This window comes from Pseudomonas kulmbachensis, assembly GCF_963681935.1.
Taxonomy (GTDB): domain Bacteria; phylum Pseudomonadota; class Gammaproteobacteria; order Pseudomonadales; family Pseudomonadaceae; genus Aquipseudomonas; species Aquipseudomonas kulmbachensis.
The window spans coordinates 1460483-1482831 of record NZ_OY817088.1; the positions used below are offsets into that span (position 1 = coordinate 1460483).

At 57.5% G+C, this 22349-nt stretch carries 22 protein-coding genes and 1 tRNA gene; 18 read left to right on the plus strand and 5 right to left on the minus strand.

The window, feature by feature from the left end; genetic code table 11:
• Positions 1 to 107 precede the first annotated feature (107 nt).
• The 5 genes from U5A05_RS06815 (at position 108) to U5A05_RS06835 (ending at position 5227) form a co-directional block, all read left to right on the plus strand.
• Entirely contained in the window at positions 108 to 1097 is a 990-nt protein-coding gene (locus tag U5A05_RS06815) for a 2-dehydro-3-deoxygalactonokinase (RefSeq protein WP_321835988.1), read from the plus strand.
• Position 1098: 1 nt separating this feature from the next.
• On the plus strand, positions 1099 to 1728 hold the full coding sequence (locus U5A05_RS06820) for a 2-dehydro-3-deoxy-6-phosphogalactonate aldolase (RefSeq protein ID WP_261741367.1): 630 nt from the start codon (positions 1099 to 1101) through the stop codon (positions 1726 to 1728).
• Positions 1729 to 1768: 40 nt separating this feature from the next.
• Entirely contained in the window at positions 1769 to 2917 is a 1149-nt protein-coding gene (dgoD, locus tag U5A05_RS06825) for a galactonate dehydratase (protein ID WP_261741368.1), read from the plus strand.
• A gap of 145 nt (positions 2918 to 3062) precedes the next feature.
• The gene (locus U5A05_RS06830; protein WP_261741369.1) at positions 3063 to 4373 is read left to right on the plus strand and encodes an MFS transporter; all 1311 of its coding nucleotides are present in this window, start codon (positions 3063 to 3065) and stop codon (positions 4371 to 4373) included.
• A 68-nt stretch (positions 4374 to 4441) separates the two neighbouring features.
• On the plus strand, positions 4442 to 5227 hold the full coding sequence (locus U5A05_RS06835) for an IclR family transcriptional regulator (RefSeq protein WP_261741370.1): 786 nt from the start codon (positions 4442 to 4444) through the stop codon (positions 5225 to 5227).
• Positions 5228 to 5285: 58 nt separating this feature from the next.
• Here U5A05_RS06835 and U5A05_RS06840 read toward each other — a convergent pair whose 3' ends face one another.
• Positions 5286 to 6350 carry an NAD(P)-dependent alcohol dehydrogenase gene (locus U5A05_RS06840; RefSeq protein WP_261741371.1) on the minus strand — a complete coding sequence of 355 codons (1065 nt, stop codon included), beginning with the start codon at positions 6348 to 6350 and terminating at the stop codon, positions 5286 to 5288.
• A gap of 179 nt (positions 6351 to 6529) precedes the next feature.
• On the opposite strand from U5A05_RS06840, the gene U5A05_RS06845 reads away from it, so the two are divergent.
• Positions 6530 to 7423 (plus strand): AraC family transcriptional regulator, encoded by an 894-nt coding sequence (locus U5A05_RS06845; RefSeq protein ID WP_261741372.1) that lies wholly within the window; start codon positions 6530 to 6532, stop codon positions 7421 to 7423.
• A 207-nt stretch (positions 7424 to 7630) separates the two neighbouring features.
• Here the strand turns inward: U5A05_RS06845 and U5A05_RS06850 are convergent, their stop codons facing one another.
• On the minus strand, positions 7631 to 9295 hold the full coding sequence (locus tag U5A05_RS06850) for an electron transfer flavoprotein-ubiquinone oxidoreductase (RefSeq protein ID WP_321835989.1): 1665 nt from the start codon (positions 9293 to 9295) through the stop codon (positions 7631 to 7633).
• Positions 9296 to 9855: 560 nt separating this feature from the next.
• Between U5A05_RS06850 and U5A05_RS06855 the strand changes: the two genes are divergently transcribed.
• From U5A05_RS06855 to U5A05_RS06905, 11 genes are all read left to right on the plus strand, one after another.
• A complete protein-coding gene (locus U5A05_RS06855; RefSeq protein ID WP_321835990.1) occupies positions 9856 to 10605 on the plus strand; it encodes an electron transfer flavoprotein subunit beta/FixA family protein in 750 nt (249 codons plus the stop codon).
• 2 nt (positions 10606 to 10607) lie between these two features.
• The gene (locus U5A05_RS06860; protein ID WP_321835991.1) at positions 10608 to 11537 is read left to right on the plus strand and encodes an electron transfer flavoprotein subunit alpha/FixB family protein; all 930 of its coding nucleotides are present in this window, start codon (positions 10608 to 10610) and stop codon (positions 11535 to 11537) included.
• Positions 11538 to 11677: 140 nt separating this feature from the next.
• Entirely contained in the window at positions 11678 to 12496 is an 819-nt protein-coding gene (locus U5A05_RS06865; protein ID WP_321835992.1) for a substrate-binding periplasmic protein, read from the plus strand.
• Between the two features lie 9 nt (positions 12497 to 12505).
• Positions 12506 to 12862: a DUF4398 domain-containing protein gene (locus U5A05_RS06870; protein ID WP_261741377.1), complete on the plus strand. Its 357-nt coding sequence runs from the start codon at positions 12506 to 12508 to the stop codon at positions 12860 to 12862.
• Positions 12859 to 13674, plus strand: coding sequence for an OmpA family protein (locus tag U5A05_RS06875; RefSeq protein WP_261741378.1), 816 nt, complete (start codon positions 12859 to 12861; stop codon positions 13672 to 13674). Before U5A05_RS06870 ends, U5A05_RS06875 begins: the two co-directional genes overlap by 4 nt.
• Positions 13675 to 13992: 318 nt before the next feature.
• Positions 13993 to 15465 carry an aminotransferase-like domain-containing protein gene (locus U5A05_RS06880; protein WP_261741379.1) on the plus strand — a complete coding sequence of 491 codons (1473 nt, stop codon included), beginning with the start codon at positions 13993 to 13995 and terminating at the stop codon, positions 15463 to 15465.
• A 71-nt stretch (positions 15466 to 15536) separates the two neighbouring features.
• Positions 15537 to 16010: a translation initiation factor 2 gene (locus U5A05_RS06885; RefSeq protein WP_261741380.1), complete on the plus strand. Its 474-nt coding sequence runs from the start codon at positions 15537 to 15539 to the stop codon at positions 16008 to 16010.
• Between the two features lie 153 nt (positions 16011 to 16163).
• Positions 16164 to 16418: a YkgJ family cysteine cluster protein gene (locus U5A05_RS06890; protein WP_048358771.1), complete on the plus strand. Its 255-nt coding sequence runs from the start codon at positions 16164 to 16166 to the stop codon at positions 16416 to 16418.
• A 47-nt stretch (positions 16419 to 16465) separates the two neighbouring features.
• Positions 16466 to 17074 (plus strand): START domain-containing protein, encoded by a 609-nt coding sequence (locus U5A05_RS06895; protein ID WP_261741381.1) that lies wholly within the window; start codon positions 16466 to 16468, stop codon positions 17072 to 17074.
• A 265-nt stretch (positions 17075 to 17339) separates the two neighbouring features.
• Positions 17340 to 17681, plus strand: a complete 342-nt coding sequence (locus tag U5A05_RS06900) for a ribonuclease E inhibitor RraB (RefSeq protein ID WP_019827425.1) — start codon at positions 17340 to 17342, stop codon at positions 17679 to 17681.
• Positions 17682 to 18323: 642 nt separating this feature from the next.
• Entirely contained in the window at positions 18324 to 19052 is a 729-nt protein-coding gene (locus U5A05_RS06905; RefSeq protein ID WP_261741382.1) for an amidotransferase, read from the plus strand.
• 110 nt (positions 19053 to 19162) lie between these two features.
• Here U5A05_RS06905 and U5A05_RS06910 read toward each other — a convergent pair whose 3' ends face one another.
• The 3 genes from U5A05_RS06910 to U5A05_RS06920 all read right to left on the minus strand — a co-directional run bounded on the left by U5A05_RS06910 (position 19163) and on the right by U5A05_RS06920 (position 21910).
• Positions 19163 to 20134: a magnesium and cobalt transport protein CorA gene (locus U5A05_RS06910; RefSeq protein ID WP_261741383.1), complete on the minus strand. Its 972-nt coding sequence runs from the start codon at positions 20132 to 20134 to the stop codon at positions 19163 to 19165.
• Between the two features lie 83 nt (positions 20135 to 20217).
• On the minus strand, positions 20218 to 21000 hold the full coding sequence (locus U5A05_RS06915) for a lysophospholipid acyltransferase family protein (protein ID WP_261741384.1): 783 nt from the start codon (positions 20998 to 21000) through the stop codon (positions 20218 to 20220).
• Between the two features lie 220 nt (positions 21001 to 21220).
• Positions 21221 to 21910: a crotonase/enoyl-CoA hydratase family protein gene (locus tag U5A05_RS06920; protein ID WP_261741385.1), complete on the minus strand. Its 690-nt coding sequence runs from the start codon at positions 21908 to 21910 to the stop codon at positions 21221 to 21223.
• Between the two features lie 308 nt (positions 21911 to 22218).
• On the opposite strand from U5A05_RS06920, the gene U5A05_RS06925 reads away from it, so the two are divergent.
• A tRNA-Ser gene (locus U5A05_RS06925) sits at positions 22219 to 22308 on the plus strand.
• Positions 22309 to 22349: the final 41 nt, after the last annotated feature.

Sequence of the window (22349 nt, forward strand, 5' to 3'; positions counted from 1 at the left end):
CTATATATGAGACTGCATTTTATATGTTGAGATTTATAGCGGCCTCGGTTTATAGTCTCTTGCACTGATTGACGGCATTCACTGCTAAAAACAAAACAGGTGAAGCGATGCAGGCGCAATTGATCGCGCTCGATTGGGGGACGACCTCCCTTCGTGCTTATTTGCTCGGCTGCGCCGGGCAAGTGCTGAAAACACGCTCGCTGGCCAGCGGGATCATGCAGTTACCGAACGCGGCACGGTTGGTCGCAGGTCACTGGTGCACTGATGGCTTTGAGCTTGCATTCGATGACGCATGCGGTGACTGGCTGGATGCCAACCCCGGTATCTCGGTGATTGCCTGCGGCATGGTTGGCAGCGCCCAGGGCTGGCGTGAAGTGGCGTACCGCGAAACACCGGCCAGCCTCAATGCCTTGAGCACTGCCCTGCAGACGGTACGCAGCGTACGCGGGGTTGAGGTGCATATCGTGCCGGGGGTGATCCAGCACTCGGTCCTGCCCAACGTGATGCGCGGCGAAGAAACCCAGGTACTGGGCGTCCTGCAAACGCTGCCCCATCTCAACGATTGCCTGATCGGCCTGCCGGGTAGCCATTCCAAATGGGTGCAAGTACAAGACGGCTGCCTGGTGCATTTCGATACTTTCATGACGGGCGAGTTGTATGCCGCCGTCTGCGCCCACACGATCCTGGGTCGCACCCAGCAGCACAGCGCGCAGTTTGATCTGGCCGCGTTCGAGCGCGGCGTGCAGGTGGCGTTGTCGCCCGCAGGCCAGCTCGGCCCGCTGTCGACTCTGTTCAGTGCACGCACTCTGGGCCTGACCGGGCAACTGAGCGCCACGCAGCAGCCTGATTATGTCTCCGGCCTGCTGATCGGCCATGAACTGGCGGCGCTGAGCACTGTGCTGCGTCAACACCTGGGTGAGCAGCCGTTACCCACCATCATTCTGATCGGCAATTCCCAATTGTGTGAACGCTATCAACGGGCGCTTGGCGCCTGCGGGTTTGCCGATGTGAGCCTGGCAGAACAGGCCACCGAACAGGGTTTATGGCATTTGGCCCAAGCGGCCGGATTGCTCCAACACACTCATCTGGAGGCCTGAGATGCTCAAGCAAGCACTGGCACAAAACGGATTGATTGCCATCCTTCGCGGTCTGCGTCCTCAAGAGGCGCAAGCTATCGGAAAAGTGCTGTATGACGAGGGGTTTCGTACCCTTGAAGTGCCGCTCAATTCTCCCGAGCCCTACGAGAGCATCCGTATTTTGCGCAGCACCTTGCCCGCCGACTGCCTGGTCGGCGCGGGGACGGTGCTGACGCCGGAGCAGGTCGCGCAAGTCAAGGCCGCAGGCGGGCAGGTGATTGTCATGCCCCACAGCGATCCGAAAGTGCTGCGTGCGGCCAAGGCGGCTGGTCTGTACTTGTCGCCGGGTGTCGCCACGCCTACCGAAGCCTTTGCTGCGCTGGCCGAAGGTGCCGACGTGCTGAAGATGTTTCCGGCCGAGCAAATGGGCCCGGCCGTGGTCAAGGCCTGGCTGGCGGTATTGCCTGCCGGGACGTTGCTGATCCCGGTCGGCGGGATTACCCCGGACAACATGCAGGTGTTTGTGGATGCCGGCGTCTCCGGTTTCGGCCTGGGCTCGGGTCTGTTCAAGCCAGGGATGAGCCCGGACCAAGTGGCGGTTTGCGCCAAGGCCTATGTACACGCCTGGAATACCCGGCGTCAGGCCAACTGACTGGCGCTGCGGCGCTCAATAGAACAAGAGAGATAACACGATGAAAATCACCAAACTGACAACCTATCTGGTTCCGCCGCGCTGGTTGTTCCTGAAGATCGAAACCGATGAAGGCGTGACTGGCTGGGGCGAGCCCGTGGTCGAAGGCCGTGCCCATACCGTGGCAACTGCGGTAGATGAGCTGTCGGATTATCTGATCGGAAAAGACCCGCGCAATATCGAAGACATCTGGACCGTGCTCTATCGCGGCGGTTTTTACCGTGGCGGGGCGGTGCACATGAGCGCCCTGGCCGGTATCGATCAGGCACTGTGGGACATCAAGGGCAAGGCGCTGGGAGTGTCGGTCAGTGATCTGTTGGGTGGACAGGTGCGCGACAAGATCCGCGTGTATTCGTGGATCGGTGGCGACCGCCCGGCCGACACCGCCAAAGCGGCCATGGAGGCTGTCAGTCGGGGCTTTACCGCGGTCAAAATGAACGGCACTGAAGAGCTGCAATTTGTCGACAGCTTCGAAAAAGTCGACCTGGCACTGGCCAACGTTGCTGCCGTGCGTGATGCGGTCGGGCCTAATGTCGGGATCGGCGTGGACTTTCATGGTCGCGTGCACAAGCCAATGGCCAAGGTGCTGATGAAGGAGCTGGACCCGTACAAGCTGATGTTTATCGAAGAGCCGGTGCTCAGCGAAAACTATGAAGCACTCAAGGAACTGGCGCCGTTGACCAGTACCCCGATTGCCCTGGGTGAGCGGCTGTTTTCGCGCTGGGACTTCAAGCGGGTGCTCAGCGAAGGTTATGTCGACATCATCCAGCCGGATGCATCCCATGCGGGCGGCATCACCGAAACCCGCAAAATTGCCAACATGGCCGAGGCCTATGACGTGGCGCTGGCCTTGCACTGCCCGCTGGGGCCGATTGCGCTGGCGGCGTGCCTGCAACTGGATGCGGTTTGCTACAACGCGTTTATCCAGGAGCAAAGCCTGGGTATCCATTACAACGAAAGCAACGACCTGCTCGATTACGTCAAGGATCCAGCTGTATTCGACTACGACAAGGGTTTCGTCAAAATCCCCAACGGCCCAGGCCTGGGCATTGAGATCAACGAAGAATATGTGCGCGAGCGAGCGCTGGTAGGCCACCGCTGGCGCAACCCGATCTGGCGCCATGCCGATGGCAGCTTTGCCGAGTGGTAATGCCACTCATGTAGCCGCTGCCGCAAGCTGCGAAAAGGGTCGAAGGCCCTTCAAAACAGGGTTGCTTCGCAACCCACCGCAGCCTTCGGCAGCGGCTACAGGTGTCAGTCAACGACCTCAATAACCATAAAAAAGAGGCATGCCCATGTCATCTTCAAGCACTGTCGCGCCTGCGATTTTAGTGGCGCCTAGCCGTAAGCGTTTTTTCATCATGGTGCTGTTGTTTATCACCGTGGTGATCAACTATCTGGACCGTAGCAACCTGTCGATTGCCGCCCCCGCACTGACCAGCGATCTGGGGATCGATCCGATTCATGTCGGCCTGATTTTCTCGGCATTCGGCTGGACCTACGCCGCCATGCAGATACCCGGTGGTTGGCTGGTGGACCGCGTGCCGCCGCGCATTCTCTACAGCGTTGCCCTGCTGCTGTGGTCGGTGGCCACGGTGATGCTCGGCTTTGCGGCGAGCTTTATCGCCCTGTTCGTGTTGCGTATGGCGGTGGGCGCGCTGGAAGCCCCGGCGTACCCGATCAACAGCCGCGTGGTGACCACCTGGTTTCCTGAACGCGAACGCGCCACCGCTATTGGCTTTTACACCTCCGGACAGTTTGTCGGGTTGGCGTTTCTGACCCCGGTCCTGGCCTGGCTGCAGCATCAGTGGGGCTGGCACATGGTGTTTGTCAGCACCGGTGTGGTGGGGATTCTCTGGGCCGGGATCTGGTACGCGGTGTACCGAGAGCCCCGTGACTTCAAGGGCGTCAACCAGGCTGAAATCGACCTGATCGCCGAGGGCGGCGGGCTGGTGGATATCCAGAGCCAAACCGCCGAGCGCAAGGCACCGTTCAGTTGGCTGGACCTGGGCATTGTGCTGAGCAAGCGCAAGCTGTGGGGTATCTATCTGGGGCAGTTCTGCCTGAACTCGACGCTGTGGTTCTTCCTGACCTGGTTTCCGACCTACCTGGTTAAATACCGTGGCATGGACTTTATCAAGTCCGGCTTGCTGGCTTCGCTGCCGTTTTTGGCCGCGTTTGTGGGGGTGCTATGTTCGGGGTTCTTCTCCGACTGGTTGATCCGTCGCGGGTACTCGGTGGGCTTTGCCCGCAAGCTGCCGATCATTTCCGGGCTACTGATTTCGACCTCGATCATTGGCGCCAACTTTGTCGATTCAACGCCGCTGGTCATTGCGTTCCTGGCCTTGGCGTTTTTCGGTAACGGGCTGGCCTCGATCACTTGGTCGCTGGTCTCGACCCTGGCTCCGGCACGGCTGCTGGGGCTGACCGGCGGGGTGTTCAACTTTATCGGCAACCTGTCAGCGATCACCACGCCAATCGTGATCGGCTTTCTGGCCAGCGGCGACTCGTTTGCTCCGGCAATTACCTATATTTCGGTGCTGGCGTTGCTGGGGGCTCTGTCTTACATCTTGCTGGTGGGCAAGGTTGAGCGGATCGAACTGTAGAAGTCAGCCCGCCGGGCGACCATAATGCTGCCCGGTTCTCCCCCCCCCTCTCAATGGAAAGGCTGGCTATGCAGGACGACTCCACAAAAATCGCACCCACCGGTACTCAAACCTTGCTCCGCGGGCTGGCGGTGGTGCAGGCCGTGGCCAATGGCGCGCGCGACCTCAAGGACATCGCTCGGGTGATCGGGACCACGCGCAGCACTACGCATCGTCTGGCCAGTTGCCTGGTGGATGAACGTTACCTGCGGGTGTTGCCAAAAGTGGGGTATCTGCTGGGGCCCAAACTGATCGAGCTGGGTTTTCAGGCCCGTGAAGAGTTGCCGCTGGTGACGCTGGCGGGACCATATCTGGACGAGTTGTCGGTGTTGACCGGCGACACCATTCATTTGGCGGTGCGTGAGGATGATGAAGTGCTGTACCTGCACAAGAACCCGGGGCGCAATGGCCCGGAAATGCGTTCGCGGGTAGGGCATCGCATGCCGTTGGCGCGAACCGGGATCGGCAAGGCGATGTTGCTGGATTCCCCTCTGGACGAGTGGCGACGGTTGTATGAAGCCGGGCAACTGGCAGGCGGTAAAAATCCGCTGTGGCCAGATCATCAGGAGCCTTCGTGGGAGCAGTTCGAGGAGCGCATGCGCAGCTATGTAGCGGGCGGCTATGCGTTTGACCTGGAAGACAACGAACCGTCGATCCGTTGTGTGGCGGCGCCGATCCGTGATGCCAGCCGCAACATCGTGGCTGCGATCAGTATCGCCAGCACCGTGCCTTACATGTCACTGGAGAAGATGACCGGGTTGATCCCGGTCATTACCCATGCAGCGCAGCAGATATCGGCGGAGTTGGGCGGGTAAAGCGCACTGCACACAACGGTGGGAGCGAGCCTGCTCGCTCCCACAAACGCTGATACGCTTAGGCCTTCAGCGTTTTCATGTCGATCACGAAGCGGTACTTCACGTCGCCTTTAACTACGCGTTCAAAGGCTTCGTTGATGTTTTTGATGTCGAGCATTTCGATGTCACAGGTAATCCCGTGTTCAGCACTGAAATCCAGCATTTCCTGGGTTTCAGCGATGCCGCCGATCAGCGAACCGGCCAGTACGCGGCGCTTGAACACCAGGTTAAAGGCGTTCAGTGCTGGCTCAACCGGCTCGATCAAACCCACCAGAATATGCACGCCGTCAAACGCCAGGGTTTCGAGGTACGGGTTCAGGTCGTGCGGCACCGGAATGGTATCCAGCAGGAAGTTGAAGCTACCGGCCGCGGCTTTCATCTGCTCCGGGTCGGTGGACACGATCACGTGGTCGGCACCTTGACGGTAGGCTTCTTCGGCCTTGGCTTGGGAGCGGGTGAACAGGGTCACTTCAGCGCCCATGGCCTTGGCGAACTTGATGCCCATGTGGCCCAGGCCGCCCATGCCCAGAATCCCGACCTTGTCGCCCGGCTCTACGCCGTAGTGTTGCAGTGGCGAAAAGGTGGTGATACCGGCACACAGCAGCGGTGCGGCGCTGGCCGGGTCGAGGTTTTTCGGGATGCTCAGTACGAAGTGCTCGCTGACTACCATGTTGCTTGAGTAGCCACCCATGGTCAGCGTGCCGTCAATGCGGTCCGGGCTGGCGTAGGTCTGGGTCATGCCTTCCAGGCAGTATTGCTCCAGGTCTTCCTTGCACGCCGAGCAGGTGCGGCACGAATCGACCATGCAGCCTACACCGACCAGATCGCCGACCTTGTGCTTGGTGACGTTGCTGCCGATCGCGGTTACTTTGCCGACGATTTCATGGCCCGGCATCAGCGGGTAAGTCGCGAAGCCCCAGTCATTGCGAGCCTGGTGAATGTCGGAGTGACAAACGCCGCAGTACAGCACTTCGATGGATACGTCATCCGGGCGCGGGGCGCGGCGGTTGAACTGCATCGGGGCCAGAGGTGCCTTGGCATTCTGAGCGGCATAACCGATAGCGTTATAAGTGACAGTGGACATGAGAACCTCGCGAAACGTTAACTGTGAAGAGGAGGCGATTTTGCGCCTTGATGCTTTGCAGGACTATGACGATTCCTCCGCAAGTCATGCCTAATACTCCGGCGTCGCGTGCGAACTGTCGCTTTATTGACCAATTCTGCGAAGATGCGGCTGTCTAATCCTCTTGTGAAACTTTATCCATGTTTTTGACTCGTCACCGAGATGAGAATGCCGCGCTGGTGTCTTTGATCGAACCATTGGCGACACAAACCGGTTTTGTGTCGACTCTGCTGCCTGAAGTTCGGGTGGTTTCTGCATGCCGGGTGGTGGCCCGTATGCCGCAGATCTATGAGCCTAGCCTAATGGTGATTGCCCAAGGCAGTAAGTTGGCCTATCTGGGGCAGCGCACTCTGGAGTACGGCGCCGGGCATTATCTGGTGCAGGCACTTTCGGTGCCTTTCGAGTGTGAAACCTTTGCCAGCGAAGAGATGCCATTGCTGGGAGTTGCGATCAGTATCGATCGCGCCGTACTGGGGGAGTTGGTGCTGGCGATGGGTCTGGCTCCTGACCGCAGTGCAGTGGCGCAGACGCCGGAGTCGATGACCTCGGCGGTTTTGGATGACGCCATGCGCGAGGCGGTCGAGCGTCTGCTGCGCTGCCTGCATGATCCGCTGGAGTGCCGGATCATGGGGCAGGCGCGGTTGCGTGAGGTGCTGTTCGCGGCATTGCGCGGACCGCAGGCAGGTGTGTTGCGCGCGTTGGTCGAGCAGCAAGGGCAGTTTGCGCGGGTGGCGGCGTCGTTGAGTTATTTGCACGAGCATTTTGCGCAGCCGCTGAATGTCGAGACGCTGGCCCGTTGCGCAAATATGAGCGCATCCACCTTTCATGAGCATTTCAAGCGCAGCACCTTGCTGTCGCCGGTGCAGTACCTCAAGCGCCTGCGCCTGTTGCGGGCACAGCAGTTGCTGTTGAGTGAAGGGCTGGGTGTAGCGCAAGTGGCGGAGCGCGTGGGCTATCAAAGTACTTCGCAGTTCAGTCGTGAGTACAAGCGCTACTTTGAGCGCAGCCCTGGGCATGAAGGGGTGGGGTGTTAACAGGCTGGCGATCACTTGTAGCAGCTGCCGAAGGAACGAGGCTGCGTTCGGCGGCGGAACCGTCGTGAGATCAGAGTCTGCGGTGTATCAGTTAAGGCGTAGATTCAGGCTTTACGATCGCTTCGCAATCGAACGCAGCCTCGTTCCTTCGGCAGCTGCTACAGGATTGGGTGGTAATAAAAAGGCTCCCGAAGGAGCCTTTATGAGTTACATGTTCGGGTAAGTCGGGCCGCCGCCACCTTCCGGGGTAACCCAGGTGATGTTCTGCGATGGATCCTTGATGTCGCAGGTTTTGCAGTGAACACAGTTCTGCGAGTTGATCTGGAAGCGCTTCTCGCCACTTTCCTGGGTGATCACTTCGTACACGCCAGCCGGGCAGTAACGCTGTGCAGGCTCATCGTACAGCGGCAAGTTGACGCTGATTGGAATGCTCGCATCACGCAGCTTGAGGTGGCACGGCTGCTCTTCTTCATGGTTGGTGCTGGAGATGAACACCGAGCTGAGCTTGTCGAAGCTGAGCTTGCCGTCGGGTTTCGGGTAGTCGATCTTCTTGCAGTCCTTGGCCAGCTTCATGCACGCATAATCTGGCTTGGTGTCGTGCAGAGTGAACGGCAGTTTGCCGCCGAAGATGTTCTGATCCATCCAGTTGAAGCCCGCGCCCATGATCGGACCGAACTTGTGCATCGCCGGGCCGAAGTTGCGGCTGGCGAAGAGTTCGTCGAACAGCCAGCTGGCTTTGAATGCTTCTACGTAGGTGTTGAGTACGTCACCGCCTTCGGAGTCAGCCAGCAGCGAATCTGCCACAGCCTCTGCCGCCAGCATGCCGGACTTCATCGCCGTGTGGCTGCCCTTGATCTTGGCCACGTTCATGGTGCCCAGATCGCAACCGATCAGTGCGCCACCGCTGAAGACCATTTTCGGCAGTGAATTGAGGCCGCCTTTGGCCAGGGCGCGGGCGCCGTAGCTGATGCGCTTGCCGCCTTCCAGGTATTGCTTGAGCACTGGGTGATGCTTGAGGCGCTGGAACTCGTCGAACGGCGACAGGAAGGTGTTGCTGTAGGACAGATCAACGATCAGGCCGACAACGACCTGGTTGTTTTCCAGGTGATACAGGAAAGAGCCGCCGGTGTTTTCGCTGCTGATGATATCCAGCGGCCAACCAGCCGTGTGAACGACCAGACCTGGCTGATGTTTGGCCGGATCGATTTCCCAAATCTCTTTCAGGCCGATGCCGTAGTGCTGGGCATCAGCTTCGCTGTCGAGCTTGAAGCGTTCGATCAGTTGCTTGCCAAGGTGGCCACGGCAGCCTTCGGCGAACAGGGTGTATTTGCCACGCAGTTCCATGCCGGGGGTGTACAGGCCTTCTTTCGGGTTGCCTTCGCGGTCAACGCCCAGATCACCGGTGATGATCCCGCGGACCACGTTGTTTTCGTCGAACAGGACTTCTTGAGCGGCAAACCCCGGGTAGATTTCTACGCCCAGGTTTTCGGCCTGTTGCGCCAACCAGCGGCACAGATTGCCCAAGGAGATGATGTAGTTGCCTTCGTTGTGCATGGTTTTAGGCACAAACAGGTCAGGCACCTTGGTCGCGGTGCTGTCGCTGCGCAGTACATAGATATCGTCGCGGGTCACTGGAGTGTTGAGCGGTGCGCCCAGTTCTTTCCAGTCCGGGAACAATTCGTTCAAGGCGCGAGGTTCGAAAACAGCACCAGATAGAATGTGAGCACCGACTTCGGAGCCTTTTTCAACCACGCAGACGCTGATTTCTTTACCGGCTTCGGCGGCCTTCTGCTTTAAGCGGCAGGCGGCGGACAAACCGGCAGGGCCGGCGCCGACGATGACCACGTCGAATTCCATGTATTCGCGTTCCACAGGCTATCTCCTACTCAAGGCTCAACGGTATTTTTCTAATTGGAGGTTTGGCGCTTCATCCATTATTCCCTCGACCCTGAGGTTGAAGATGCAATGGATGACGCACCGCTCTCTCTGATGGGCGGGCATTATATCTACACCACTAGCAGCGTCCAATACAAACGTTTGTTTGAATCCGCTGCAAGCCAGATAAATCAAAGACACGCGGCTCAAAACTGGCCCATTTGCTGTATTGACCGCAAAAGGCGTTCCGGTCAAGATACGGGCGGTTTTGCGCTCGCCGTAGGCTGATTGTTGGTTTCAAGAGCACCTCTAAAGACAGGGCATAGGCACAAGCCTGTAGGAGCCTGCCATTTTTTGAGCGGAGTTTACACGTCCTTTTGGTGTATGACTTGTTAGTCACACCTGATAGGCGGTCGCAAGAGAAGGACTTGGCACTCGTCATTCTTTATATAAGAAGGGCATTGCAACGATCTTTGGAGGTGCCCTTGTGCTGATGAGCATCAACCGCCAGGTTCGCCTAGGCGACTTTCTTTTCACCGGAGAGTAACGAGGAATCCATGAAGGTTCTTGTAGCTGTCAAACGAGTGGTCGATTACAACGTTAAAGTACGCGTCAAAGCGGACAACTCCGGCGTTGACCTCGCCAACGTCAAGATGTCGATGAACCCCTTCTGCGAAATCGCTGTGGAAGAAGCCGTACGCCTGAAAGAGAAAGGTGTTGCGACTGAAATCGTCGTCGTCTCCATCGGCCCGACCACTGCTCAGGAACAGCTGCGTACCGCGCTGGCACTGGGTGCAGATCGCGCCATTCTCGTCGAGTCCGCCGAAGACCTGACCTCGCTCGCCGTGGCCAAGCTGCTCAAGGCAGTGGTCGACAAGGAACAGCCTCAGCTGGTGATCCTGGGCAAACAGGCCATCGACAGCGACAACAACCAGACCGGCCAGATGCTGGCTGCGCTGACCGGTTACGGTCAGGGCACTTTCGCGTCCAAAGTTGAAGTGGCGGGCGACAAGGTTGCCGTGACCCGTGAAGTTGACGGTGGCGCGCAAACTGTTTCGCTGAGCTTGCCAGCGATCATCACCACGGATCTGCGTTTGAACGAGCCGCGTTATGCGTCCCTGCCAAACATCATGAAAGCCAAGAAGAAGCCGCTTGAAGTGCTGACGCCAGAAGCGTTGGGCGTTTCCACTGCTTCGACCAACAAAACCTTGAAAGTCGAAGCGCCTGCTGCACGCAGCGCGGGTATCAAGGTCAAGTCGGTGGCTGAACTGGTCGAGAAACTGAAAACCGAAGCGAAGGTAATCTAATCATGACTATCTTGGTAATCGCAGAACACGACGGCAAAACGCTGGCTCCGGCCACGCTGAACACCGTAGCCGCTGCCGCTAAAATTGGTGGCGATATCAACGTTCTGGTCGCAGGCCAGGGCATTGGTGCTGTAGCTGAAGCTGCTGCAAACATTGCTGGCGTGGCTAAAGTCCTGGTGGCTGACAACGCGGCTTACGCGCATCAGTTGCCTGAGAACGTTGCCCCGCTGGTAGCTGAGCTTGCTGCTGGCTACAGCCATATCCTGGCTGCTGCCACCTCCAACGGCAAAAACATCCTGCCGCGCGTTGCTGCGCAGTTGGACGTTGACCAGATCTCCGAGATCATCTCGGTCATCAGTGCTGACACCTTCACCCGTCCGATCTACGCCGGTAACGCCATTGCCACCGTGCAGTCCACTGCACCGGTCAAAGTGATCACCGTGCGAGCCACCGGTTTCGATCCGGTTGCCGCACAAGGTGGTTCGGCAGCGGTTGAAGCGGTTGCAGCGGTTCACGATGCAGGCACTTCGTCGTTCGTTGGCGAAGAGCTGGCCAAGTCGGACCGTCCTGAGCTGACCGCAGCCAAAATCGTCGTTTCCGGCGGTCGTGGCATGCAGAACGGTGACAACTTCAAACTGCTGTACACCTTGGCCGACAAGCTGGGCGCTGCTGTTGGCGCTTCTCGCGCAGCCGTGGACGCAGGTTTTGTACCCAACGACATGCAGGTCGGTCAGACCGGTAAAATCGTTGCGCCACAGCTGTACATCGCCGTTGGTATTTCCGGCGCGATCCAGCATCTGGCCGGTATGAAAGACTCCAAAGTGATCGTTGCGATCAACAAGGACGAAGAAGCACCGATCTTCCAGGTGGCCGATTACGGTCTGGTAGCGGACTTGTTCGAAGCAGTACCTGAGCTGGAGAAGCTGGTTTAATCCAGCTGCTTCACTTATAAAGAGCCCGGTTATCGGGGCTGTGGGGCAGGGCAGAACACTCAGTGTTTTGCCCCGTTCTTCACGGCCTGGGTGACCGGGTTTTTTTATGCGTGTCAATTGCGTGGATGGAGCGAAGGGGTATGGATATGCGTCAGTTGAGCAGGCTGCTAGTGGGATTGGCATTTTTGCCACTGCTGTCTGAGGCGGCGGGCAAGTGCGAGCGCCTGATCGTCACTGGCAGCCCTGATGCACCGCCTTATCTGTGGCGCGACCCGGCCGACCCGGCGCACTTGATCGGCGCCAGTGCCGATCTGATACAACTGGCAGGCCAGGAGTTGGGGATCAAGGTTGAAGTGCTCTATGGCGGCAAACGCGCCCAGGCCCAGGACGAAGTACGTACCGGGCGTATGGACATGCTGCTGGATGCGCCGCTGACGGTCAGCGGGCTGTCATCGTTCGACTACATTCACCCCCCGCTGGTGCGTAACGATTATTTGGTGTGGACCCGCAAGGGCTCGCCCCTGGCCTACGAAACCCCGGCTGACCTGCATGGCCATGCAGGCGCCGTTTCGGAAAAATCCCGTTTAAGCGACACCTTCAACGAATTTGCCCAGCACCAACTAACCCTGGAGCGCCTACCAGGCCTGACCCAGGCGTTTCAGCAGTTGTTGCTTGGCAATGCCGAATACGTACTGGCAGGCCGCTATGCTGGTATGGCTACTGCGCAAACCTTGGGCATCGTCGATGACCTGGTAGCGCACCCGCAGCCCATTGATCAACCGGGGCTGTTTTTGGCGATTTCCCATGACTCGGCCTGCAATGAGCCCTGGTTGCGCGGACAGCTCGCCAAAAAGATGACAGAATTGCCCGCGTCCGGCCTGACCGAGGCGGCAGTGCAACGCAATCTAGAGCGGTGGAAAGCCCAGTTGCTACAACCGCTCAGCGCCCCAAAACAGTAGGAATTCCTAGTGACAATTCGACCTCTTTTCGCTGCCCTGGCCGTTTTGGCTCTGGCGGGTTGTGCAGCCGATCCTGCGCCGAATGAACAATTGCGTTTGACCGAACAAGCCCTGGAACAAGCCAAGGCCGTAGGTGCGAAAGCCGATGATATGGCTGAGCTGAAGCAAGCCGAAGACAAGCTGGCCCAAGCGCTGGCAGATATGGCAGATGAATCCTACAAAGACGCGCGCATGCAGGCTGAACAGGCTGAGCTTGATGCCCGATTGGCCGAAGCCCGCGTGCTGACGCAAAAAAGCCAGGAACAATTGAACGTGCTCAATACCCGTATTTCGCGCTTGCGCAAACAGCTGGCGGAGGCCCAATGAGCCTCAAGTCCAGAGCTTTCATGGGTGTGCTGGTGGTGGGTTGCGTCAGCCTGGCCGGGTGTGCCGGGCATCACAACAGCGCTCAGGCCTTGCAACAGGCCAGTACCGATTTTCAGGCCGTAAAAGAAGACACCAATGTGTTGCGCATCGCGCCCAAGGACGTGATTCGTGCAGGCGAATCCCTGGCCCGCGCCGACCGATTGTCCAGCTACTGGGGCAGTGGCGAAGACGTGGCGCATTACGCCTATGTGAGCCAGCGCTACAGTGAAATTGCCCGCGAGCATACGCAGCAGGTGCTCAACGAAGAACGTGCGGCCAAGCTCGAGCTCGAGCGTCAGCGCCTGCAGCTGGCCTTGCGCGAAGCCAAGTTGTTGAGCGTTCAGCAACAGGGCCAATGGCTGGAAGAACAAATCATTAGCCTGGCCACTACCCAGACTGATCGTGGTTTGGTCATGACCCTGGGCGACGTATTGTTCGACACGGGCGAAGCCGATTTGAAAAACTCGGCCAACCGTACGGTGCTCAAACTGGTGCAGTTTCTGCAGCTGAACCCCAAGCGCATCGTGCGCATCGAGGGTTACACCGACAGCACTGGCGGCAAGGAGGACAACCTCACGCTGTCGCGTGATCGTGCGCAGGCTGTGGCGGATGTGTTGGTTGACCTGGGGATCGACGAAAAGCGCATCCAGGTTGAAGGCTATGGCGATCAGTACCCGGTGGACGTAAACGCTACCGAACGCGGTCGGGCCCAGAATCGCCGTGTCGAAATCGTTTTTTCTGACGACAAAGGTCAGTTGGGCGCTGCTCGCTAAAGCGCGCAGCGAAGGGCTTCATTGAAGCCCTGTAGCAGCTGCCGAAGGAACGAGGCTGCGTTCGGCGGCGCAGCCGTCGTAAACCTAAGTACTCAATATCGCTGACACACCGAGGTGCCTGATTTGCGACGACTACGTCGCCGAACGCAGCCTCGTTCCTTCGGCAGCTGCTACGTGGGTGGCTAATCCGCACCCATACAGTTCCCACCCGCGCACACCCTGTACGGCTTAGTTAAGTGACAACTGTGCCCGTACACTTCTAAACTGTTCCGGTATTGTTCTCCACAAAAATAAAGCCTGAACATCGAGTGCTGCGCCATGACCAACCTTTTGCTCTATCAACGTATCGCTCAGCAGTTGGCTGAGGATATTCGGCGTGGCGTTTATCAGCCAGGCGAGCGCGTGCCTTCGGTACGCAAGATGAGCTCTCAGCTCAACGTCAGCCATGCCACGGTGTTGCAGGCATACGCCAATCTGGAAGATCAGGGTTTGATTCGGGCGCGGCCGCAGTCCGGTTATTACGTGCACCAGACCCCGGCCCTGACCGCTCCCACCCCGGATATCGCCCGTGTAGAGCGTCCAGGCCTGGTCACTCGGAGCAGTATCATCCAGCAGGTATTGGTCGAGTCCCGCCGTGAAGGCGTGTTCCCGCTGGGTGCGGCCGTGCCCAGTGTCGATTACTTGCCTGTGCGGGCGCTGCATCAGCAACTGGCCAAGGTCACGCGCTTTCACAGCCCGCGGGCGTTCAGCTATATGTTCAGCCCGGGCTTTGAACCGTTGCGGCGCCAGGTGGCAATTCGCATGCGCGATGCTGGCGTGGTGGTTGACCCTTCGGAGGTCATCATCACCCACGGCTGTGTCGATGCCCTGCAAATGTCACTGCGCGTGCTGACCCGCCCCGGCGACCTGATTGCGGCGGAGTCCCCCACCTACTACGGGCTGCTGCAACTGGCTGACCTGCTGGGCTTGAAAGTCATCGAAATCCCCAGCGACCCAGCGACCGGCATGAGCCTTGAAGCCCTGCAACTGGCGGCCAATCAATGGTCGATCAAGGCCCTGGTGTTGACCACGCGGCTGAGTAACCCATTAGGCGGGACGATGCCCGAAGAGCGGCAAAAGCAGTTGCTGCGTCTGGCTTCCGATTTTGATATCCAGATCGTCGAAGACGACATCTATGGCGAGTTGATGTTCGAGGTCGGTCGTACCAAGGCCTTGAAAGCCTACGATCGCCTGGATCGGGTGATTTACTGCTCGAGCTTTTCCAAGACCTTGTCCCCCGGTGTGCGTATTGGCTGGATGATCGCGGGCAAGTTTCAGCAGGAAATCCAGCGCCTGCAAACCTTCACCACCCATTCGGCGTGCAGCGTGACGCAGATGGGCGTGGCGGCTTACCTTGAAAATGGCGGTTACGACCGCCATTTGCGTTTCATCCGCCAGGAATACAGGAAGAACCTGAGTGCGTTCCAACTGGCTGTTCAGCAGCACTTTCCTGAAGGCACACAGATGTCACGCCCTAGCGGAGGCTTTATCCTGTGGGTCAGCTTGCCGGGCCGGGTCAATACTCAGGAACTGCATGTGCGGGCGCTGCAACAAGGCATCAGTATCGCGCCGGGGCTGATCTTCAGTAACACTGAGCAGTTCAATCACTGCATACGACTAAACTGCGCCATACCCTGGAACCGCGAAGCCGATCGGGCCTTGATGACCTTGGGCATGCTTGCCAACCAGCTCTGCCAGGAAGCCTCGGGCCTCTACGGAGGAAGCGCGGCAGCCGCAGGGATGGCCTTTTGACCATAATCACCTTGTCACCCTGTGCGTAAAGCGCGAGCATACGCACCTGAACGGTTAAAACTGTGGGAGTTATGAAAGCGACATATTGTGTGGGCCTGCTGTTAGTGGGCGTTTTGAGTGCGCTTAATGCTGTTGTTGCGACAGCGGCCCAAGTGCAACCTGTAACGACCTCCGCGGAGAAAAAAACGGTCCATTCACCCGCAAAGCCGGTGGCCAGCGAGAAAAAAGCTCCGGTCAAGAAGCGTGCGCCCGTGGCCTCAAAATCCAGGTCGGCCCATGAGATCGCCAAAAATCCTTTGCCCGCCGCACACCTCGATTTGCGACTGCCCCCCGAAATGGTCAAGCAGCTCCATCCTCTTGGCGCTGTCCCGATGCCCGCGCACAAACCATTACTGCCTAACATGTTTGGTGAGAAAGCAGCCGAAGAAAGCCCTTTTCAGCTCAACGGACGCCTGCTCAGTAATGAGATGAACCTGCAATTGCGCAATGAAGCCCGGCACAATGAAATCGAAGGCGCAGCGCTGGATTTCGAGTTCAAACAATAAGTGTCGAGCGCTGAAAAACGGGCTTCTAAACTGACTATTCAGTCACTGTCATTTATCGGCACATTCTGCTGAACGGTCAATTTCAAACACCTGTTCCAGCGAGTACTATCCTTTGTCATCAACACACTTTGCCCCGAATGAGGTGCTAACGTCATGAATTGCCGTGAAGGCTGTGGCGCTTGCTGCATAGCCCCTTCCATCAGTACACCGCTGCCAGGTATGCCCAATGGCAAGCCTGCCGGGGAACGCTGCCTGCATCTTTCTGTCGACTACTTGTGCGGTTTGTTCGGTCAGCCTGAGCGTCCCGCGGTGTGTGGCGACTTCAAGGCAGACATCGAGGTGTGCGGCAGTAACCGTGAAGAAGCCATCAACCTGATCGGCTGGTGGGAGCAGATGACCGCGGCGTAGTGTGTTTGTGTCCAGTGAACAGACCTTCAACAATAAGGAATAAGACAATGGGTTCGTTGCATCGAGTGGCATTGGTATGTGGTTTGAGCGTTCTGCTGGTGGGCGTGGCTCAGGCTGAAAACTGGAAGGTCGCCAAGGATCAGGACGGCATCAAGGTGTCGTTGAGCGAAGTTGCCGGCTCCCAGTACAAGGCTTATCAGGGGGTGACCACCATCAAGGCGCCACTGGCCAAGATCAGCAAATTGCAGGAAGACGTGGCGAGCGCCTGTGCCTGGATTCATGAGTGCCAATCGCAAAAGCTGCTCAAGCATGAAGGCGACCAGAGCTGGACCTACACCCAGTTCAAGACGCCGTGGCCGGTAACCCCGCGTGACTCGGTGTTGCTGGTGACCACTGTTCAAGGGGCCGATGGCAGCTTGACCCGTACCCTCAAAGGGCAGCCGACCTACATCCCGGAAGAAAAGGGCTTTGTACGGGTTGCCCAGGTCGATGGCTTCTGGAAGCTTGTGCCCAAAGGCGACAACCTGACAGAAGTGACTTATCAGGTGCACACCGAGCCGGGTGGCAGCGTGCCGTCCTGGTTGGCCAACAAGTTTGTGGTCGATGCTCCGTTCAACACCCTCAAAGGGCTTAAGGAGCGCGCTGAAAAGCCGTAACCCTTGGTGTGGGCCGCTTGGTCCTGGGCAGCGCATCTGTCCGGGTACCGGGCGCCGGTTTTCCCGGCAAAGGTTAAACCTGTTGAAATTCATGGCTTGCCCCCTTGGCAGACGCTGCGCCCTGGGGCTACTCTGCATCCAGACCAGCGAAGTAATCGACTGGCTCTGATCTTGTTTGCTACATGCTTATTTCTTCCCTTTTCACGGCCTGCCTGCAGCCGAAAGGGAAGCGCTGAATGTCTATCCATTGCGAGGAGGACGTTTCATGAGCACAGCCCATCAAGAAGACCTCAGCAGCTATGTGCTGCGCCGCATGAAAGAAGGCGGTTTTGATTTTTCACGCATCCATCCCATCGAGTTTTACGCAATCTTCCCGGACGAGGAGCGGGCGCGCAGAGCTGCAGGTAAATTTTGTGGTGAATCCTTGAATGCACAGATCAATGTGCGTGATGACGGCGCCTGGTATCTGGAATTAAGCAAAGTGATGTACGCCACCTATGGTGGTATTGGAGATTTTGAGCAGGACTTTGAAGCGGTAGTGGTTCCGCTGGGCGGGATTATTGAAGGCTGGGGCGTCAAGCAGGAGGTGCGTGGCCTGTTGAATTGATACGCGTGCGGTGTATATACGGCTAGCCTTTGGGCTGGCCGTTTTGGTTTTAAGCGAGGTCATTCAAGCGTGCAGTAACCCATGGCCGTCGAAGACGCACAGGGGCTGCACGCCTTCGGCATCCGGGCGAGTCTTTAGCCGATGACCTTGGTCAAGTTCGGCAAGATCAGCAGCAAGGTGGTAGCAAAGAGAATGAGTCCGGCCTGGCGTACTTTCGTATGTTTGAACATGGCTATCTGCCTTTTTTGTTATTCCTGGACGACAATGCCAGCGACAAGGGCACCAATCCTTGAAAAAGCTCGCCCCCCGCGACAGGTTTAACCTTAGAGCCCTCATAAGATATGGCTTAGAACCCTTTTACATCATTCAAGTGCAGTAGGTTTCTAAAAAGCTATTAGGGTTTCTTGGCTTGCGCTGTCACCCCGCAGCTAGACGCAATGGGCAGGTTTACAGTCGATATCCTTAGTGCCCTACCGTTCGTCCGGGAGCGTGGAGCGGGGTGTTTTCGTCCCGCCAAGGCGTACTTTTCTCAGGGCGGGACAGGCTATTACTACGTTCAGTACTTGCCTTGAAATACCCTTTCAAGGCAGGCTCTGACCAGTTGTCATCATTACTTTCGCTTTTATCGTGCCAGGTATTTTTATGTCGCTACGCATCTGCATTCTGGAAACCGACATTCTGCGTCCAGAGTTTGTTGATCAATATCAGGGCTACGGACAAATGTTCGTGCGCCTGTTCTCCACGCAGCCGATCGCTGCGCAATTCAGTGTGTTCAACGTGATGCATGGCGAGTACCCGTCAGACGACCAGGCCTTCGACGCCTATCTGGTGACCGGCAGTAAAGCCGACTCATTTGGCACCGACCCTTGGATTCAGACCCTGAAGGCCTACCTGCTGACCCGCTTTGAACGTGGCGACAAGTTGATCGGCGTGTGCTTCGGTCATCAATTGCTGGCGCTGCTGTTGGGCGGCAAGAGCGAGCGTGCCACCCAGGGCTGGGGCGTTGGCACCCATCAGTACAAACTGGCGGCCAAGGCGCCTTGGATGAGCCCTGTGGTCGAGGAACTGACGCTACTGATCAGCCATCAGGACCAGGTAACGGCCTTGCCGGACAATGCCACAGTCATTGCATCCAGCGATTTCTGCCCATTTGCCGCCTACCACATCAACGATCAGGTGCTGTGCTTCCAGGGCCACCCCGAGTTTATCCACGACTACTCACGCGCCTTGCTTGACCTGCGCCAGGAGCATTTGGGCGCGCAGATCTACAGCACCGGCATCGCCAGCCTGGAGCAAGACCATCATGGCCGCACCGTTGCCGAGTGGATGATGCGGTTCGTTTCGCACAAGCCGCAAACCGAAACCGTGTAACGCTTATTGATTTGTAGCCGCTGCCGCAGGCTGCGATAAGGAGGCCGCTGCGTGCCTCATCGCAGCCTGTGGCAGCGGCTACAGGTCTTGTGTGTGACAGATAGTGAAACTCACAACCAGCCAGACCGCTTGAAACTGACCCACAACCCGGTCACCCCCAGCGTAATAAACCCCAACACGCCAAAGTAGCCGTAATGCCAGCTCAGCTCCGGCATGTTCTGAAAGTTCATCCCGTAAATGCCCGCCACTGCAGTGGGGAAGGCCAGAATGGCTGCCCAGGCTGCGAATTTGCGCTGCACAATGCTCTGGCGTGATGACTCCAGCAATACGACGATTTCAATCGTTTGCGTGGCGATATCGCGCAGGGTGGTGAGGTCTTCCATCTGGCGGGTGACATGAATCTGCACATCGCGAAAATACGGGCGCATGTTCTTGTCGATAAAAGGGAATGTCAGGCGCTGCAATTCTTCGCTGATTTCGACCATGGGCGCCACATAGCGCCGTAATCGCAACACATCGCGACGCAGGGCATGCAAGTGCACGATATCGGCTTCATTGAGTGCATTTCCCAGAATGTTTTGTTCGAGCTGGTCGATTTCGGCATGGATGGCTTCGCTGACGGGCTGATAGCTCTCGGTCACGAAGTCGAGCAGGGCGTACAGCACGAAATCTTCACCATGCTCGAGCAGCAGCGGGCGCGCCTCGCAGCGCTGGCGTACGGCCTTGTACGAGGCTGAGTGGCCATTGCGACTGGTGATGATGTAGCCGTTGCCGGCAAAAATATGGGTTTCGACGAACTCCAGTTTGCCTTCATGGCGAACCGGCGAGTAGATAACAATAAACAGTGCATCGCCAAAGGTTTCAAGCTTGGGCCGGCTGTGTTTCTCAAGGGCGTCTTCGATGGCCAGTTCATGCAGGTTGAACTGGCGTTGCAGGTTGCTCAGCTCTTGCGCGTCGGGTTGCTCCAGACCAATCCAGACGAAGTGGCCGGGCTTTTTGGCCCACTCTATGCCTTCGTCCAGAGTGATAGCGGTGACTTTCTTGCCTGCGTTGTAAACCGCAGCAGCAACAACTCTCCCCATAGTTCTAATCGCTTCTTCTTCAAAGGGTTATGGCACGAATATGCAGCTTAGCGCGCAATCTTGCACTTTGAGTCGACAAACGTTCAGAGGTTCGGATTAGAGGTTGAAGCAGTGCTTCTGGCCACGGGTGGCGCCAGACGTTTATGTTGGCTCAGCAGTTCGCGGTCCATCGCTTCGATGCACTCGCGCATTTGCTCGTGGCACTGCTCCATCAGCCGAGGAATGTCGTCCAGGGTCAGGCCCGCCGTAGGGATCGGGGGCAAGGAGCGAATCTGGATATCGGCACTGTGCCAGCGGTTGAGCTTCAGATGCTGGCTGTAAGTGCTGGCACACACCGGCACAATCGGGACGCCGGCAGTAATTGCCATTTGAAACGCGCCCTTCTTGAACGGCAACAGGGTTTCACCAAAATTGCGCGTGCCCTCCGGGAACACCCAGATTGACGTGTCTTTTTCTTGCAGGGTGCGCGTGGTGGTCAGCATCGATTTACGGGCTTTCTGGGCGTTGCCCCGATCAATCAGCACATTGCCCGCCAGCCAGAACAGCTGGCCAAACAGAGGCACCCACTTCAGGCTTTTTTTGCCGATGCAGACCGTACGGCGCGGCACCACATTGCCGAACACAAACAAGTCGTAATTGGACTGGTGGTTGGCGATGACCACGCAGCTGTGAGGCTTGTCCATCAACGGCCCGACTTCGGTCTTGAGCGTGTACCCGAGGATCCATCTGGACGGCCAGGCATAAAGTCGCGCGCACAGGCGACTGTTGTCCGGATTGAAAGGACGACACATGCCCAACAGCACACCGAGCACGCCTGCGATCATAAAATGCAGACACATCAACAACATACGTATCGAAAGTAGCATTTACAGGCTCGCTGAAACTAAAGATGGCGCAGTGTACGGATGTGCACTGTATTCAGCAATTACCCCGATACAAGTAGGAGATAGCTGAAGTTTTAGCATTTGTTTCAATGGGCTGGTTGAGGTGCAGGCTAGAGATGTTTAAGGGGATTTGTCGCGAGGCGAGGAGGGGGCTGAATCCCGACCGCAGGCTGCAATCGGGATCGGTGTTGAGGGGCTAAGGTCAGAGCGGGTGGAGCTGGTCTTCTTCTATAGCCTTGTCCAGCGTCTCCAGCAGTGCTTTGCGCACTTTGAGCTTGGTGTTCCTGTGGGCCTTCATATTGATCTTCTTCAACTGGCGGGCCACTTCCAGGGCTGCGGCCTGCAACTCTTCGGGCTTGACCACCTTGTCGAGGAAACCTGCGTCTACCGCGGTGAGCGGGTTAAACATTTCGCCGTTGATCACCGAACGATGAAATGCCGATTTACGCAGGCGATCGCGGGCCAGTTCAATCCCGGCGTGGTGCATGGTCATGCCGATCTGCACTTCGTTCAGGCCAATACTGAACGGGCCTTCGACGCCGATGCGGTAATCCACCGACAACAACAGGAATGCGCCCTTGGCCACCGCATGACCGGTACATGCGATAACCACCGGGAAAGGATGCGCCAGCATGCGCCGAGCCAGAGTCGATCCCTGCCTGACCAGCTCAATGGCTTGCTCAGGGCTGGCCGTCATTACCTTCAAGTCATAACCGCCCGAAAGAATACCCGGCTGCCCGGTAATGATGACCACAGCGCGATCCAGCTCGGCCTGATCCAGCGCGGCATTAAACGCGGTGATCACGTCCGGGGAAATGGCATTGACCTTGCCATTGCTCAAGGTCAGCGTGGCGATACCGTCTTCCAGGTGGTAGGCAATCAAGTCACTCATGGCGCAATTCCTTGTTATGAAGTGGGGCAGACGTTACCCAGCCCTACGGCGCAGGTAAAGGGCTATGACTGACTGGTGAGTCAGGCAATTGACCTTCGTCCTCTATATAGAAGGCGGCGCAGCAGCGATTACGGCTGAACGGGCAAAGGAGCCTGGCCCGGGATTTGGCGCAATCACCCGCGAGGGCCGTGCCTAAAAAACGACTATTTTCGTAAGCGCATGAAAATTCTGAAAAAAACATTTGTCATATCGAAAGCTTTCGACTACATTAGCGCGCCTCGACAGACAGAACTTGTTTGAAGAGATACGGTGAAGTGTCCGAGTGGCTTAAGGAGCACGCCTGGAAAGTGTGTATACAAGAAATTGTATCGAGAGTTCGAATCTCTCCTTCACCGCCACATTAAGTAAACACAAACCCCTGATTTTCCTAGAGAAAGTC

What these genes read in the sequence shown, in the direction of transcription:
- U5A05_RS06890 (WP_048358771.1), top strand. Translation starts at nt 16,164, where the DNA reads ATGAATTGCCGTGAAGGCTGTGGCGCTTGCTGCATAGCCCCTTCCATC.
- U5A05_RS06820 (WP_261741367.1), top strand. Translation starts at nt 1,099, where the DNA reads ATGCTCAAGCAAGCACTGGCACAAAACGGATTGATTGCCATCCTTCGC.
- U5A05_RS06830 (WP_261741369.1), top strand. Translation starts at nt 3,063, where the DNA reads ATGTCATCTTCAAGCACTGTCGCGCCTGCGATTTTAGTGGCGCCTAGC.
- U5A05_RS06815 (WP_321835988.1), top strand. Translation starts at nt 108, where the DNA reads ATGCAGGCGCAATTGATCGCGCTCGATTGGGGGACGACCTCCCTTCGT.
- U5A05_RS06905 (WP_261741382.1), top strand. Translation starts at nt 18,324, where the DNA reads ATGTCGCTACGCATCTGCATTCTGGAAACCGACATTCTGCGTCCAGAG.
- U5A05_RS06855 (WP_321835990.1), top strand. Translation starts at nt 9,856, where the DNA reads ATGAAGGTTCTTGTAGCTGTCAAACGAGTGGTCGATTACAACGTTAAA.
- U5A05_RS06900 (WP_019827425.1), top strand. Translation starts at nt 17,340, where the DNA reads ATGAGCACAGCCCATCAAGAAGACCTCAGCAGCTATGTGCTGCGCCGC.
- U5A05_RS06920 (WP_261741385.1), bottom strand. Translation starts at nt 21,910, where the DNA reads ATGAGTGACTTGATTGCCTACCACCTGGAAGACGGTATCGCCACGCTG.
- U5A05_RS06875 (WP_261741378.1), top strand. Translation starts at nt 12,859, where the DNA reads ATGAGCCTCAAGTCCAGAGCTTTCATGGGTGTGCTGGTGGTGGGTTGC.
- U5A05_RS06840 (WP_261741371.1), bottom strand. Translation starts at nt 6,350, where the DNA reads ATGTCCACTGTCACTTATAACGCTATCGGTTATGCCGCTCAGAATGCC.
- U5A05_RS06845 (WP_261741372.1), top strand. Translation starts at nt 6,530, where the DNA reads ATGTTTTTGACTCGTCACCGAGATGAGAATGCCGCGCTGGTGTCTTTG.
- U5A05_RS06860 (WP_321835991.1), top strand. Translation starts at nt 10,608, where the DNA reads ATGACTATCTTGGTAATCGCAGAACACGACGGCAAAACGCTGGCTCCG.
- U5A05_RS06915 (WP_261741384.1), bottom strand. Translation starts at nt 21,000, where the DNA reads ATGCTACTTTCGATACGTATGTTGTTGATGTGTCTGCATTTTATGATC.
- U5A05_RS06865 (WP_321835992.1), top strand. Translation starts at nt 11,678, where the DNA reads ATGGATATGCGTCAGTTGAGCAGGCTGCTAGTGGGATTGGCATTTTTG.
- U5A05_RS06885 (WP_261741380.1), top strand. Translation starts at nt 15,537, where the DNA reads ATGAAAGCGACATATTGTGTGGGCCTGCTGTTAGTGGGCGTTTTGAGT.
- U5A05_RS06895 (WP_261741381.1), top strand. Translation starts at nt 16,466, where the DNA reads ATGGGTTCGTTGCATCGAGTGGCATTGGTATGTGGTTTGAGCGTTCTG.
- U5A05_RS06910 (WP_261741383.1), bottom strand. Translation starts at nt 20,134, where the DNA reads ATGGGGAGAGTTGTTGCTGCTGCGGTTTACAACGCAGGCAAGAAAGTC.
- U5A05_RS06880 (WP_261741379.1), top strand. Translation starts at nt 13,993, where the DNA reads ATGACCAACCTTTTGCTCTATCAACGTATCGCTCAGCAGTTGGCTGAG.
- dgoD (WP_261741368.1), top strand. Translation starts at nt 1,769, where the DNA reads ATGAAAATCACCAAACTGACAACCTATCTGGTTCCGCCGCGCTGGTTG.
- U5A05_RS06835 (WP_261741370.1), top strand. Translation starts at nt 4,442, where the DNA reads ATGCAGGACGACTCCACAAAAATCGCACCCACCGGTACTCAAACCTTG.